General features: G+C 70.6%; 12 protein-coding genes and 1 tRNA gene. 7 read left to right on the top strand and 6 right to left on the bottom strand.

What is annotated here, in order from left to right:
* Positions 1–22: 22 nt before the first annotated feature.
* A complete protein-coding gene (locus AB0F52_RS36365) occupies positions 23–796 on the top strand; it encodes a methyltransferase domain-containing protein (protein ID WP_360180778.1) in 774 nt (257 codons plus the stop codon).
* Between the two features lie 41 nt (positions 797–837).
* On the opposite strand, the gene AB0F52_RS36370 is transcribed toward AB0F52_RS36365, so the two are convergent.
* Positions 838–911 (bottom strand) — tRNA-Pro (locus AB0F52_RS36370).
* A gap of 29 nt (positions 912–940) precedes the next feature.
* Entirely contained in the window at positions 941–1921 is a 981-nt protein-coding gene (locus tag AB0F52_RS36375; protein WP_360180780.1) for a metallophosphoesterase, read from the bottom strand.
* A gap of 119 nt (positions 1922–2040) precedes the next feature.
* Between AB0F52_RS36375 and AB0F52_RS36380 the strand changes: the two genes are divergently transcribed.
* Positions 2041–3726: a protein kinase gene (locus AB0F52_RS36380; protein ID WP_360180782.1), complete on the top strand. Its 1686-nt coding sequence runs from the start codon at positions 2041–2043 to the stop codon at positions 3724–3726.
* Between the two features lie 53 nt (positions 3727–3779).
* On the opposite strand, the gene AB0F52_RS36385 is transcribed toward AB0F52_RS36380, so the two are convergent.
* On the bottom strand, positions 3780–5966 hold the full coding sequence (locus AB0F52_RS36385; RefSeq protein WP_360180784.1) for a transglycosylase domain-containing protein: 2187 nt from the start codon (positions 5964–5966) through the stop codon (positions 3780–3782).
* A gap of 344 nt (positions 5967–6310) precedes the next feature.
* Here AB0F52_RS36385 and AB0F52_RS36390 point away from each other — a divergent pair, with 344 nt between their 5' ends.
* Positions 6311–6607, top strand: coding sequence for a WhiB family transcriptional regulator (locus tag AB0F52_RS36390; protein ID WP_103340124.1), 297 nt, complete (start codon positions 6311–6313; stop codon positions 6605–6607).
* A gap of 61 nt (positions 6608–6668) precedes the next feature.
* Here AB0F52_RS36390 and AB0F52_RS36395 read toward each other — a convergent pair whose 3' ends face one another.
* From AB0F52_RS36395 to AB0F52_RS36405, 3 genes are read right to left on the bottom strand one after another with little or no spacing between them, the layout of a single operon-like run.
* Positions 6669–7790, bottom strand: a complete 1122-nt coding sequence (locus AB0F52_RS36395) for an ArsA family ATPase (RefSeq protein WP_360180786.1) — start codon at positions 7788–7790, stop codon at positions 6669–6671.
* A complete protein-coding gene (locus AB0F52_RS36400) occupies positions 7787–8794 on the bottom strand; it encodes an ArsA-related P-loop ATPase (RefSeq protein ID WP_285987041.1) in 1008 nt (335 codons plus the stop codon). The genes AB0F52_RS36395 and AB0F52_RS36400 overlap by 4 nt, the downstream gene beginning before the upstream one ends.
* A 21-nt stretch (positions 8795–8815) precedes the next feature.
* The gene (locus AB0F52_RS36405) at positions 8816–9064 is read right to left on the bottom strand and encodes a hypothetical protein (protein WP_360180788.1); all 249 of its coding nucleotides are present in this window, start codon (positions 9062–9064) and stop codon (positions 8816–8818) included.
* Positions 9065–9380: 316 nt separating this feature from the next.
* Between AB0F52_RS36405 and AB0F52_RS36410 the strand changes: the two genes are divergently transcribed.
* The 4 genes from AB0F52_RS36410 (at position 9381) to AB0F52_RS36425 (ending at position 13303) form a co-directional block, all read left to right on the top strand.
* Positions 9381–9995 (top strand): malonic semialdehyde reductase, encoded by a 615-nt coding sequence (locus AB0F52_RS36410; protein ID WP_360180790.1) that lies wholly within the window; start codon positions 9381–9383, stop codon positions 9993–9995.
* A gap of 133 nt (positions 9996–10128) precedes the next feature.
* Complete coding sequence (thrS, locus tag AB0F52_RS36415; RefSeq protein WP_360180792.1) at positions 10129–12156, top strand: threonine--tRNA ligase; 2028 nt, start codon at positions 10129–10131, stop codon at positions 12154–12156.
* Positions 12153–12695 carry an HIT domain-containing protein gene (locus AB0F52_RS36420; protein WP_360180794.1) on the top strand — a complete coding sequence of 181 codons (543 nt, stop codon included), beginning with the start codon at positions 12153–12155 and terminating at the stop codon, positions 12693–12695. Before thrS ends, AB0F52_RS36420 begins: the two co-directional genes overlap by 4 nt.
* Positions 12696–12781: 86 nt before the next feature.
* Positions 12782–13303 carry a MarR family transcriptional regulator gene (locus AB0F52_RS36425; RefSeq protein ID WP_360180796.1) on the top strand — a complete coding sequence of 174 codons (522 nt, stop codon included), beginning with the start codon at positions 12782–12784 and terminating at the stop codon, positions 13301–13303.
* Positions 13304–13350: the final 47 nt, after the last annotated feature.

Raw genomic sequence — 13350 nt, forward strand, 5'->3', positions numbered from 1 at the left:
TTCTGGCCGTACTGTGTGCGGGGTGCTGGAGGGTTACGCGCCGGGCTACGGGCGAGACGCGGTGTCGATGATGTCCGCGCGCACGGCGGCGGAGCGCGCGACGTTCGCCCAGCCCCTGTTCCGGCCGGGGATGTGGGTGGTCGACCTCGGCTGCGGCCCCGGCTCGATCACCCTGGGCCTGGCCGCGGAGGCCCGGGTGACGGGCGTCGACCGCGACGCGGGCCAGGTGGCGATGGCCCGGGACGCGGCCCGCCGCGCCGGACGCTCCACAGTGGACTTCCTGGTGGCGTCGGCGTACGACCTGCCGTTCGCGGACGGCAGCGTGGACGTGGCGTTTTCCCATGCGCTGTTCGAGCACCTGGCCGCCCCGCGGGACGCACTGGCGGAGCTGCACCGGGTGCTCCGCCCCGGCGGCCGGCTGGCCTTGTCCACATCGGACTGGAGCAAGGCCCGCCTCCGCCCGAAGACGGCGAACGTCGACGCCGCTCTGCGCGGGCACCACCTGCTGCGCCGACGGGCGGGCGGCGACCCGTTCGCGGGCGGCAAGATGGCGGAGCTGTGCGCGGCGGCGGGCTTCACGGAGGTGGTGGCGCGCGCCCGCTACCGCGAGGACATGACGTACCGGGGTCTGGCGCAGTACGTGGAGTCCCGGCTGAGCGAGGCGGTGGCGGACCCGCAGTTCGGCCGCGATCGCGACCAGCTGGCGAGTGCGGCTCGCTCGGCACTGACGTGGGTCCGCAGTGGCGACGGCGACTTCAGCCAGTGCTGGGTCGAGGTGACGGCGACCAGACCCTGAAACCAGAAGAGCCGGTGTCCGAAGACACCGGCTCTTACTCGTCGGGGTGGCGGGATTCGAACCCACGACCTCCTCGACCCGAACGAGGCACGCTACCAAGCTGCGCCACACCCCGAGGTACTGCTTAACGGGTCGTGGAGAAGTCTAGCGGACCGTGTCATGGGCCTTTCGCCGGGCCGCCTTACGGGGCTCGACGGACCCTGATCCGCGCGGGACCAGCGTCAACAGGCTCGCTTCCGGCGGGCACGCGAACCGCGCCGGCGCCCACGGTGACGTCCCCAACCCGGCCGAGACGTGCAGCCACATGTGCGCCCCCCACCTCGACGCACCGCGCGCGCGGCTGCGATCCAGGTCACAGTTGGTGACGATGGCGCCGTAGCCCGGAAGCCGGAGCTGGCCGCCGTGGGTGTGGCCCGCGAGGACCAGGTCGTAACCGTCCGTGGCGAACGTGTCCAGTACCCGCGGCTCCGGCGAGTGCGTCACGCCGAGGCGCACGGCCGCGCCGCTGTCGGCCGGGCCCGCGATGTCGGCGTAGCGGTCCCGGCGCAGGTGGGGGTCGTCGACGCCGGCCGCGAAGACCCGTTGCCCGCCGACGTCGATCGTGCGGCGGACGTGGGTCAGGTCGGTCCAGCCGTGCTCGACGAACGCCGCGCGCAGGTCGCGCCACGGCAGCTGGACGCCGTGGATGCGCTTCTTCTTGCCCCGCGGCATCAGGTAGCGGGCCGGGTTCTTCGGCTTGGGCGCGTAGTAGTCGTTGCTGCCGAAGATGAACAGGCCGGGCCGGTCGAGCAGCGGACCCAGCGCCCGCAGCACCGCCGGGACGGCTGTCCGGTGCGAGAGGTTGTCGCCGGTGTTGACGACGAGGTCCGGGTTCAGCTCGTCGAGCGCGGCGACCCAGCGCTGCTTGCTGTGGTGGCCGGGCAGCATGTGCAGGTCCGAGACGTGCAGGATGGTGAACGGCCGGGACCCGGGCGCCAGCACCGGGAGTTCGGCGGTGCGGAGGGTCCAGCGGCGCCGTTCGATGCCGACGGCGTAACCGAGGGTCGCGGCTCCCAGCGCGACCGTCCCCGCGGCGAGGCGCGCGGCCGTCGCCCCCGACGTGCGTGTGTTACTGAGCGTGCTCACGAAGTCCAGGATACGTGCTCAACAGTTGGATGACTTCGCCGCCGTTCCGGGGAACCTGCCACATAGCATTTGCGTCGGCCCGATCGACGGGTTTCGAGCCGGGGGGCTTGGGGAGAACGATGGAGCAGTTCGGGCCGTACCGGATCGAGGGCCTGCTGGGCCGCGGTGGTATGGGAGAGGTCCACCGCGCTTACGACACGGCGCACGACCGCGTAGTCGCGCTGAAGCTGTTGTCCGAGCCGTTCGTCACCGACGAAGCCTTCCGCGCGCGCTTCCGCCGCGAGTCGCAGATCGTCGCGCGGCTGCGGGAACCGCACGTCATCCCGATCCACGCCTACGGCGAGATCGACGGCCGCCTGTACCTCGACATGCGGCTCGTCGAGGGCCGCGACCTCAAGGAGCTCCTGGCGGACGGGCCGCTCGACCCGGCGCGGGCCGCCGGGATCGTCACGCAGGTCGCGGGCGCGCTCGACGCCGCCCACGCGGACGGCCTGGTGCACCGCGACGTCAAGCCGTCGAACGTGCTCGTGACGAGCGCGGACTTCGTGTACCTGGTGGACTTCGGCATCGCGCGGTCGATGACCGCCGAGGGGACGTCGATCACCGGCACCGGCAACGTGATCGGCACCCTCGACTACATGGCGCCGGAACGCTTCGGCGACGCCCCGATCACCGGTCTCGTCGACGTCTACGCGCTGGCGTGCGTGTTCTTCGAGTGCCTCACCGGGCACCGCCCGTTCCCGGCGGAGGGCGCGGCGGCGCAGATGGGCGCGCACCTGACCGCACCGCCGCCGGTGCTCTCCCGGGCGCGGCCGGGCCTGCCGCCGGCGTTGGACGCCGTGGTGGCGCGCGGCATGGCGAAGAACCCCGCCGACCGCTACCCGACGGCGGGGGCGTTCGCCGACGCCGTCCGCGCGGCGGTGACCGCGCCCGCGCCGCCGGTCCCGACGTGGCAGAAGACGCTGCCGGGCTTCGTGCCGCACGCTGCACCGGCGCCGATGACCCCGCCGCGGCCGATGCCGCTCCCCACGGCGCCGCACCCGGGTCCGCGGACGGGGTCGTTCACCAGGCCGCCGATTGCCCCGCCGGCCGCGAAGTCGCAGCGGAACCGGTGGATCGCGCTGTGCGCCGCGTTGGCGGGAGTCGTCGTGGTGGCGCTGGTGATCACGTACGTCGTGACGAAGGACAGAGCGACCCAGACGGCCGGGCCGGGGCCGACGAATCCCTCGAACACCGGCGAAACTTCCGCTCCGGCAACGGAAACTTCCAGGGACGCACCGTCCACTTCGGATTCGAAGCCGGCGCACGACACCAAGCTGTCCGGCGCTCTGCCCTCGGCGTACCAGGGAAACGCGACCTGCGCCGATGCGGCGCCGGACGCGGGCGCGGTGGCCGCGGTGGAGTGCGTGGACTCGAACGTCGGGGATGTGGCGTCGGGGAACGTGGTGCTCAAGCAGCCGACCGGCGCACGGTTCCTCCGCTTCCCCGACACGGCGGCGATGGAAGCGTTCTTCCAGGGCATCGTGAAGGCGCAGGGACTGACCCGCAACGACGCCCAGGGTGCGTGCCGTCCGGTCACGGTGCCGAAGATCTGGGGCACCTACTACCGCGCGGAGAAACGCAATCCGGTGCCGGGCGAGTACCTGACGTGCTACCTGGGCGACCCCGCGATGCTCGTGTGGACGGACAAGCAGAACCTGCTGGGGGGCCTGCTGAAGTCGGCGAAGGTGACGAACGCCGACGAGCTGAACCAGCTCTACTACTGGTGGAACGAGCAGATCCTCTCCACCATGCCCGGCGGCTGAACGACGAAGGGGGGCGGGAGGTCGCCCCTCCCGCCCCCCCTCGCCGGGTGCACCTAGCGGCCGGGACCGCCCATGTACTGCGGGTCCGGCTGCGGCAGCGGCGCTTCCGGCTGGCCGTCCAGGATCTTCGACACCGCACCGAACCAGGTCCGGGCCGGGGCGTGCCCACCGAAGATGTTGCCGTCGCGGCCGCCGGGGCACAGACCGACCCGGCCGGGGCCGCCGTCGCAGATACCGCCTTGGCCGCCGCCGAACTTGAACGTCATCGCCGCACCGGCGATCTGCGGCGTACCACCCACGAAGGCCGCCGAGACGTTCGCCTGCGTGGTGCCGGTCTTGCCGATCAGCGGACGCGTCCAGCCCGCCGCGGACGCCGCCTGGAACGACGTGCCGCCGCCCGGCTGGTCGTCCTTGCTCATCCCGACCGCGAGCGTGTTCGCCAGGCCTTCCGGCACCGCCTGCTCACACGGGGCTTCCTTGATCGACACCGGTTGCCCGTTGCGGTCGGTCACCGCCGCGATCGGCGTCGGCGGGCACCAGACGCCGCCGGACAGGATGGTGGCGGCCACGTTGCCCATTTCCAGGCCGCTGACCGGGCTCACCCCGAGGGTGAACGAGCCCAGCCCGGGGCTCTTGTCCTGGGGGCCGTAGAACTTGGACTGGGGATCGCGCAGCTCGGCCTTGCCCGCGTTGGGGTCGGGCGCGCGGCCGGCCGCGCTGCTGGCCATCGTGTCACGCAGCCCCAAGCGGCGGGCCATGTCGATGGCCGGGCCGGTGCTGCCGATCCGGTCCTCGAGTTCGACGAACGCGGTGTTCGGCGACGTCGCCAGCGCCGTCTGGATGGTCGCGCCGGAGGAGAGCTTGCTGTAGTCGCCGGCGTTGCCGACGCAGTACCAGCGCGAGCGCTGTGGTGGCCCGGTCTGCGGGCAGTTGTTGCCACCGCCGGTGTACACGCGGGACACGTAGGTGTCCGGGATGTCGATCGGCGAGTAGATCCCGGCGATTCCCTTGTCCATCGCCGCGGCGGTGGTGAAGATCTTGAACGTCGACCCGGCACCACCGGTGTTGTAGACACCCGCGGGCAGCGTATACGTCGTCTGGCCCGCGTCCTGGTTCTGCCCGTAGTCGCGGTTCGCCGCCAAGGCGACCACTTCGTGCCGGTCCTTGCCCGGTTTGATCAGCGACAACGTGTTCGCGATGTACGGCTGGGTCTTGTTGACCTGCGCCTCCGCCGAGACCTTCGCCTCGTGGTTGGCGCGCTCGTCCAGCGTGCTCTTGATCGTGTAGCCGCCGGAGTAGAGCTGGTCCTTCGTCATCCCGCCGGCCTTGAGGAGGTAGTCCTCGACGTACTGGCAGAAGAACCCCGCCTCCGGGCCCGCGCCGATGCAGTTGGCCGGCGGCTTCTTCGGGTTGTCCGGGACCACGCCCAGCGGCTCGGCCTTGAAGCGGTCCGCGTCGGCCTTCGCCAGCTTCTTGTTGTCCACCATCCGGTCGAGCACCAGGTTGCGGCGCGCGGTGGCCTTGTCCGGGTGGTTCCACGGGTCGTTGTTGATCGGGTTGTTCACCAGGCCGGCCAGCAGCGCGGCCTGCGGCACCGTGAGCTTCTCCGGAGTGGTGTCGAAGTACGCGTGCGCCGCCGCGCCGATCCCGAAGATCTGCCGGGAGAACTCGACGATGTTGAGGTAGTTGGCGAGAATCTGCTGCTTGGTCAGCTTCGTCTCGAGGTTGATCGCGATCCGCGCTTCCTTCAGCTTGCGGGAGATCGACTGCTCCTGGGCCTTCTTCTGGCCGATCGGGTCGTTCCGGTAGACGACGTTGATCAGGTAGTTCTTGGTGAGCTGCTGGGTCAGCGACGAGGCGCCCTGGGTGTCGGCGCCGGTGCTGTTGCTGACGGCCGCGCGCAGCGTGCCCTGCCAGTCGACGCCGTGGTGCTCGTAGAACCGCTTGTCCTCGACCGAGACCAGGGCCCACTTCATGGCCTCGTTGATCTGGTTCTCGTTGATCGGCAGCCGGTACTGGCTGTACAGGGTCGCGATCGGCTTGCCGGTGCTGTCGGTGACCGTCGTCACCAGCGGTGGCGGGATGTCCGCGAGGTCGGAGGAGGTCTTCTCCACCGTCTCGCTGGCCTGGTTGGACATGACCCCGGCGGCCCCCACGACGGGGAAGAGCATGCCGGCGACGAGCACCCCCGCGAGCAGGCAGAGGCCGATGAGCTTGAACAAACCATCCGCTTTTCGCACGAGGGCCAGGCTACCCGGAACGGATCAGGCGGCGGTGACGCCGTGTCTCCGGAGGGGTGAATTCAGTGACAAAACAGCCCCCCTTCGGTGACAACTGGTAACGGAAGGCATTCTGGGTCTCGACGGGGGGAACCGAGGGCCCCTACAGTCCGTCAACGTCTCACGAAGAAAAGCCGACGGATGGATCAACGCGGGTGGGAGCTCGCCTGGTCCGAACGGAGGCACCGGCACCGGGGAGGTGCCCGGGTAACCGACGTGAGCTGAGGGAGACACGCTCGCGGGGGCAAGGAGCGCAGTGCCTTTCCCCGCTGGTGCGTCGATCACCAGGGTAGGGAGCTGGGGGTATGGAAACCAACCAGTCGAGCTGGCGAATCAACGCGTCCTGCCGGGACGCCGATCCGGACGGCCTGTTCGTCCGGGGTGCGGAGCAGAACCGCGCGAAAGCGGTCTGCATGGGCTGCCCGGTCCGCACGGAATGCCTCGCCGAAGCGCTCGACGGCCGGATCAACTTCGGCGTGTGGGGCGGCATGACCGAACGGGAGCGGCGAGCTCTGCTGCGCCGCCGTCCCGACGTGGTGAGCTGGGCCGAACTGCTCGAAGCGGCCAAGAGGGACGCGGAAGAGCGCGTCTCGGTCGGCTGAGCCGAGCTGCGGGCGGCGCGGTCCTGCTGCCGCGCCGCCCGTACCGCCCAGCCGGGCCGGCTCAGCCCGCGAGCTTCACGCCGATGTCGCGCAGGCCCTCGAGGTCGTGCACGTCGCCAGCCAGTGCCGGCACCTTCGCCAGCGCCACCTCCGGGTGCGCCCGGGTGAACCGCGCCAGCAGCCGTTCCTCGCGCGCCGCCAGCTCGACGCGGTCGGCGTGCAGCCGCAGCACCGCCTCGGCCAGGGGGGAGTTCGTGTCGCCCTCCTGCAGCGCCTCGGCCGCCGCCAGCGCCTCGGCGCCGGACAGCTTCGCGAGCACCGGGTGCGTCCGGTTCGCGATCAGCCCGCCCAGCGGCATCGACTCGGCCGAGAGCCGCTCCACGAAGTAGGACGCCTCGCGCAGCGCGTCCGGCTCCGGCGCGGCCACCACCAGGAACGACGTCCCGGACGAGCGCAGCAGCTCCGCGGTCTTGCGAGCGCGCTCGCGGAAGCCGCCGAACATGCTGTCGAAGGCCTGCATGAACGCCGACGCGTCGGTCAGCAGCTGGCCGCCGATGATCGTCGACACCGCCTTGGCGAACATCGAGAACCCGGCGTTGACGACCTTGCGCAAGCCCCAGCCGCCGGCCTTCGCCGGGGCGGTGAGCAGCCGGATCATCCGGCCGTCCAACGCGGAGGAAAGCCGCGTCGGCGCGTCGAGGAAGTCCAGCGCGGACCGGCTCGGCGGGGTGTCCACGATGATCAGGTCCCACTCGCCGGTGGCGGCGAGCTGGCCCAGCTTCTCCATCGCCATGTACTCCTGCGTGCCGGAGAACGACGTGGAGATCGTCTGGTAGAAGGGGTTCTGGAGCAGCTGCTCGGCGCGCTCGGGGCCGGCGTGCACGCGCACCATGTCGTCGAAGGTGCGGCGCATGTCGAGCATCATCGCCCAGAGCTCGCCCTTCGGCTCGAACCCCTCGACCTGTACCTGCCGCGGGTGGTTGCCGAGTTCGCGCAGGCCGAGCGCCTGGGCCAGCCGGCGGGCGGGGTCGATCGTCAGCACCACGGTCTGGCGGCCGCGCTCGGCCGCGCGCAGGGCCAGCGCCGCGGCCGTGGTCGTCTTGCCGACGCCACCGGAGCCGCAGCAGACGATCACGCGGCTTTCCGGCGCATCGAGCAGCGCGTCGATGTCGATGGTGGTCACAACCGCACCCCCTGGTCGGTCAGGGCTTCGGCCAGGTCGTAGAGGGCCGCGACGTCGACGCCCTCGGTCAGGTCCGGCAGCTCCAGGGTCGGCAGGTCGGCCTCGGCGAGCTGCTCGCGGGCCCGCTGCTCGGCGGCGACCCGCACGGCGTGCTCGACGGTCTCGTCGACCAGCGCGTCCAGGGTCTCCTGCGGCAGCTTCAGCCCGGCCGAGGCGAGCCCGGTGCGGACGCGGGACGCGTCGACGCGGCCGTCGGCGGCGGCGGTCACCGAACGGGCGGGCAGCCGCGGCGGCCGGACCCGGTTGACCAGCACCGCGCCCGGGCGCAGGTCGGCGCCGTCCAGCTCGGCCACGGCCTCGACGGTTTCGCGCACCGGCATCTCCTCCAGCAGCGTGGCCAGGTGCACGGCGGTCTCCCCGGAGTGCAGCAGGCGGACGACACCGTCGGCCTGGCCGCGGATCGGGCCGGTCTTCGCGAGGTCGGTCAGCGCCTTGGTGACGTCGAGGAACTTGACGACCCGGCCGGTCGGCGGCGAGTCGACGACGACGGCGTCGTAGGTGTGCCGCCCGTCGGACTCGGTCCGGCCGACGCACTCCTTGATCTTCCCGGTGAGCAGGACGTCACGCAGGCCCGGCGCGAGCGTGGTCGCGAACTCGATCGCGCCCATCCGCCGCAGCGTCCGGCCGGCGAAGCCGAGGTTGTAGAACATCTCGAAGTACTCGAGCAGCGCGGCTTCGACGTCGATGTGCAGCGCGCGCAGCTCCCCGCCACCCGGGACGGACGCGATGCGCTGCTCGGCGTAGGGCAGCGGCTCGGTGTCGAAGAGCTGGGCGATGCCCTGGCGGCCCTCGACCTCGATGAGCAGCACGCGGCGGCCTTCGCGGGCGAGCGCGAGGCCGAGCGCGGCGGCCAGCGTCGTCTTGCCCGTCCCGCCCTTGCCGGTGACGAAGTGCAGCCGGGCGCGGGCAAGCTCGTCGGTCCAGCCGGCATGGGAAATGGTCACTTCTTCACCCTAAATCAGCGCTCAGCTGGCCAGCAGCATGACGCTGACCGCAGCGGCGACCGCCGCGACGAGCGCCCAGCTCACGAGGCCGGGCAGCACGGTGAGGGTGAGCACGCCCACCACGACCAGCAGGGTGAAGGTGATCACCCCGCCGAGTGCGACCTGGCCGGAGCTCTGCGTCCGGTCGCGCACCTTCGCCATCACGACGAGCATCAGCGGCAGCCCGGCCGCCGCGAGCAGTGCCGTCGCGATCACGCGCCAGGTGTCCACGGGCCCACGCTAGCGTCGCGGCCGCCGAGCCCGAGAGACTTCGCGCACAGCCGAGAGGTCGCGAATGACTCATTCGGGACCTCCGACGTCCCGAATGAGTCATTCGCGACACCTGTGGCCGGCCGGGCACCCGTGCCGGGGCACCCGCTCGGCACGCCCGCCTGCCCTCGTTGGCCCGGATTACCGGCACCCGAGGAGACCACGGTGACCCGATCGGCTGACCCGTTGTGACTCAAGCAACTAGTTGAGCCCGAAATAGTTCAACGCTCAACCTGGTTGCACGGGGTACCGACCCAACGGAAGGAAGCTCAGCCCCATGACCACCTTTGCCGAGCAGACCGAGGCCCTCCAGCTCCCCGCGGACGTGCAGAACCTGCTGTTCCGCGAGGCCCGCACGGCCAACAGTTTCAGCTCCGAGCCGGTGACCGAGGAGCAGGTCCGCGCGATCTACGACCTCGTCAAGTGGGCCCCGACGTCGATGAACACCCAGCCGCTGCGCGCGCTGGTGCTCCGGACGGCCGAGGCGAAGGCCCGCCTGCTCCCGCACATGGCCCCGGGCAACCGGGACAAGACCGAAGCCGCGCCGCTGACCGTGGTGCTCGCCGCCGACGTCGACTTCCACGAAAACATCCCCCAGGTGTTCCCGCACAACCCGGGGGTCAAGGACAACTTCGCCGACGAGCAGGGCCGCGTCGAGTTCTCGAAGCTGAACTCGCTGCTGCAGGTCGGCTACTTCATCATCGGCGTCCGCGCCGCCGGGCTGGCCGCCGGCCCGATGACCGGCTTCGACGCCCAGGGCGTCGACGACGAGTTCTTCGCCGGCAAGAAGTGGCGCTCGCTGGTCGTCGTCAACGTCGGCAAGCCGGGCGAAAACCCGTGGTTCGACCGCCTCCCGCGGCTGGACTTCGACCAGGTCGTCGAGACCCTCTGAGCACCACCGGACCGGCCGCTTTCCCAGGGGGAGGCGGCCGGTCCGGCGTTCGCGCCACGCGCGTGAGGCGCGCGAGTGCAGCCGACTAGCATCGACGGCGTCATCTCTGTCACTCCAGCTTGAGGAGCCGATCGTGTCCCAGTCGCCCCCCGTTTCCCCCGTGGCCGCCTCCCGTGTGGTGGTACCGGCGGGCACTACGGCGGGCGCGGCGGTCCGCGAAGCCGGTCTGCCGACCAAGGGCGAGGACACGATCGTCGTGGTCCGCGACGCCGACGGCAAGCTGCGCGACCTCGCTTGGGCGCCCGAAGCCGACGCCGAGGTCGAGCCGGTCGCCGCGAACACCGAGGACGGCCGCAGCGTCATCCGCCACTCGGCGGCACACGTGCTCGCCCAAGCCGTGCAGCAGCAGTTCCCGGACGCCAAGCTGGGCATCGGCCCGCCGGTCAAGGACGGGTTCTACTACGACTTCGCGGTCGACAAGCCGTTCACCCCCGAGGACCTGCAGGCGCTCGAAAAGCGCATGAAGCAGATCGTGAAGGGCGCCCAGCAGTTTTCGCGGCGCGTTTTCGACTCCGTCGACGAGGCCAAGAAGGAGCTCGCGGACGAGCCCTTCAAGCTCGAACTCGTCGACCTCAAGTCCGAAGTGGACACCTCCGAGGTGATGGAGGTCGGCGAGGGCGAACTCACCATCTACGACAATCTCGACCCGCGCACCAAGGAACGTGTCTGGAGTGACCTCTGCCGCGGTCCGCACGTGCCGACCACGAAGTTCATCCCGGCGTTCAAGCTCACCCGCGTCGCCGCCGCGTACTGGCGGGGTAGCGAAAAGAACCCGCAGCTGCAGCGGATCTACGGCACGGCGTGGGAGTCGGCGGAGGCGCAGGACGCCTACCTCGAGCGCATCGCCGAGGCCGAGCGCCGCGACCACCGCAAGCTCGGCGCCGAGCTGGACCTGTTCTCCTTCCCCGAGGAGATCGGCTCCGGCCTGCCGGTGTTCCACCCGAAGGGCGGCATCATCCGCCGCGAGCTGGAGAACTACTCGCGCCGCCGCCACGAGGAGGCCGGCTACGAGTTCGTGAACACCCCGCACATCAGCAAGGGCGAGCTGTTCCACACCTCCGGCCACCTGCCCTACTACGCGGACACGATGTTCCCGCCGGTGCAGTTCGACGAGGAGAACTACTACCTCAAGGCCATGAACTGCCCGATGCACAACCTGATCTTCCGCTCGCGCGGGCGGTCCTACCGCGAGCTGCCGCTGCGGCTGTTCGAGTTCGGCACGGTCTACCGCTACGAGAAGTCCGGCGTGGTGCACGGCCTCACCCGCGTGCGCGGGCTGACGATGGACGACTCGCACATCTACTGCACCAAGGAGCAGATGCCGGGCGAGCTGCGGTCGCTGCTGAAGTTCGTCCTCGACCTGCTGGCCGACTACGGCCTCTCCGACTTCTACCTCGAGCTGTCCACCCGCGGGGACTCCGACAAGTTCATCGGCGAAGACTGGGAGTGGGAGGAGGCCACCGAGACGCTGCGGCAGGCCGCCGTCGACTCCGGCCTCGAGCTGGTCCCGGACCCGGGTGGCGCGGCCTTCTACGGCCCGAAGATCTCGGTGCAGGCCAAGGACGCCATCGGCCGCACCTGGCAGATGTCGACCATCCAGCTGGACTTCAACCAGAACAAGCGGTTCGAGCTCGAGTACACCGCCTCCGACGGCTCGCGCCAGCGCCCGGTGATGATCCACCGCGCGCTGTTCGGCTCGATCGAACGCTTCTTCGGCGTGCTCACCGAGCACTACGCGGGCGCCTTCCCGGCGTGGCTGTCGCCGGTGCAGGTGGTCGGCATCCCGATCACCGCCGACCAGGTCGAGTACCTGCAGGACGTCGAGAAGGCGTTGCGCGCCAAGGGGATCCGCGCCGAGGTCGACGCGAGCGACGACCGGATGCAGAAGAAGATCCGCACGCACACCACGCAGAAGGTGCCGTTCATGCTGCTGGCCGGCGCCAAGGACGTCGAGGCGGGCGCGGTGTCGTTCCGCTTCCGCGACGGCGGCCAGATCAACGGCGTGCCGGTGGCGAAGGCGGTCGAGGCGATCGCGGAGTGGGTCGCGCGCCGCGAGAACGCGTCGCCGTCGGCCGAGGCGCTGGAGACGATCGTTCGGTGAGCGAGGGTCCCGAACTCGTCGAACAGCAGGGCATCGGGGTCCAGGACGCCTTCCAGCGTCTCTGGACCCCGCACCGGATGGCCTACATCAAGGGCCAGGACAAGCCGGACGGCGACGAAGACACCGGCTGCCCGTTCTGCCGGATCCCTTCGCTGGACGACAAAACCGGCCTGATCGTCGCCCGCGGCGACCTCGTGTTCGCGGTGCTGAACCTCTACCCGTACAACCCGGGGCACCTGATGGTGGTGCCGTACCGGCACGTCGCGGACTACACCGATCTCACCGTCGAGGAGACGCGCGAGGTCGCGGAGTTCACGCAGCACGCGATGAAGGTGATCCGCGCGGCCTCCGGTGCGCACGGCTTCAACATCGGCCTGAACCAGGGTGTCATCGCGGGGGCGGGCATCGCCGCGCACCTGCACCAGCACCTGGTGCCGCGGTGGGGCGGGGACGCCAACTTCATGCCGATCATCGGCCAGACGAAGGTGCTCCCGCAGCTGCTGGGGGAGACGAGGGACCTGCTCGCCGACGCCTGGTGACACCCGGCCCGCACTCGTCTGGACCATCGTGGCTCCGACCGGCGAAAACTCCTGATTGAGTGTTCAACCGAGAGTATGATGGGGTTATGTCCGGAACCCGATGGCTCAGCGACGACGAACAGCGCGTCTGGCGTGAGTTCAACGCGGCCACCCGCATGCTCAGCGCGCACCTCGAGGCTCAGCTGCAGCACGACTCGGGCATGCCGCACACCTATTACGAAGTCCTCGTCGCCCTCTCCGAAGCGCCCGGCCGCCGGCTGCGGATGAGCGAGCTCGCCGACGCCCGGCAAGCGTCCCGCAGCCGCCTTTCGCACGCCGTCGCGCGGCTGGAGGCGAACGGGTGGGTCCGGCGCGAGGCGTGCCCGACCGACAAGCGCGGCGCCTGGGCGGTGCTGACCGACGCCGGTTTCGCCGCGCTCGAAGCGGCCGCGCCCGGGCACGTCGAAGCCGTCCGGGAGAGCCTGTTCGACCCGCTGACGCCGGAGCAGGTCACGGCGCTCGGCGAGATCAGCGCGGCCATCCGGCGTCAGCTGTCGCCGAAGTGTGCCGCCGCGGCGGCCGCCGAAGAGGCGCGGGAGCACGAGGGCGAGCTCACGAAATCGGGCTGACCCGGGGCGGCGCGTCGGGAGGGCCGAGGTGGGTGGATAGGCTGCAT

The sequence above is a fragment of the Amycolatopsis sp. NPDC024027 genome (genome assembly GCF_040638975.1).
In the GTDB taxonomy this organism is placed as follows: Bacteria; Actinomycetota; Actinomycetes; order Mycobacteriales; family Pseudonocardiaceae; genus Amycolatopsis.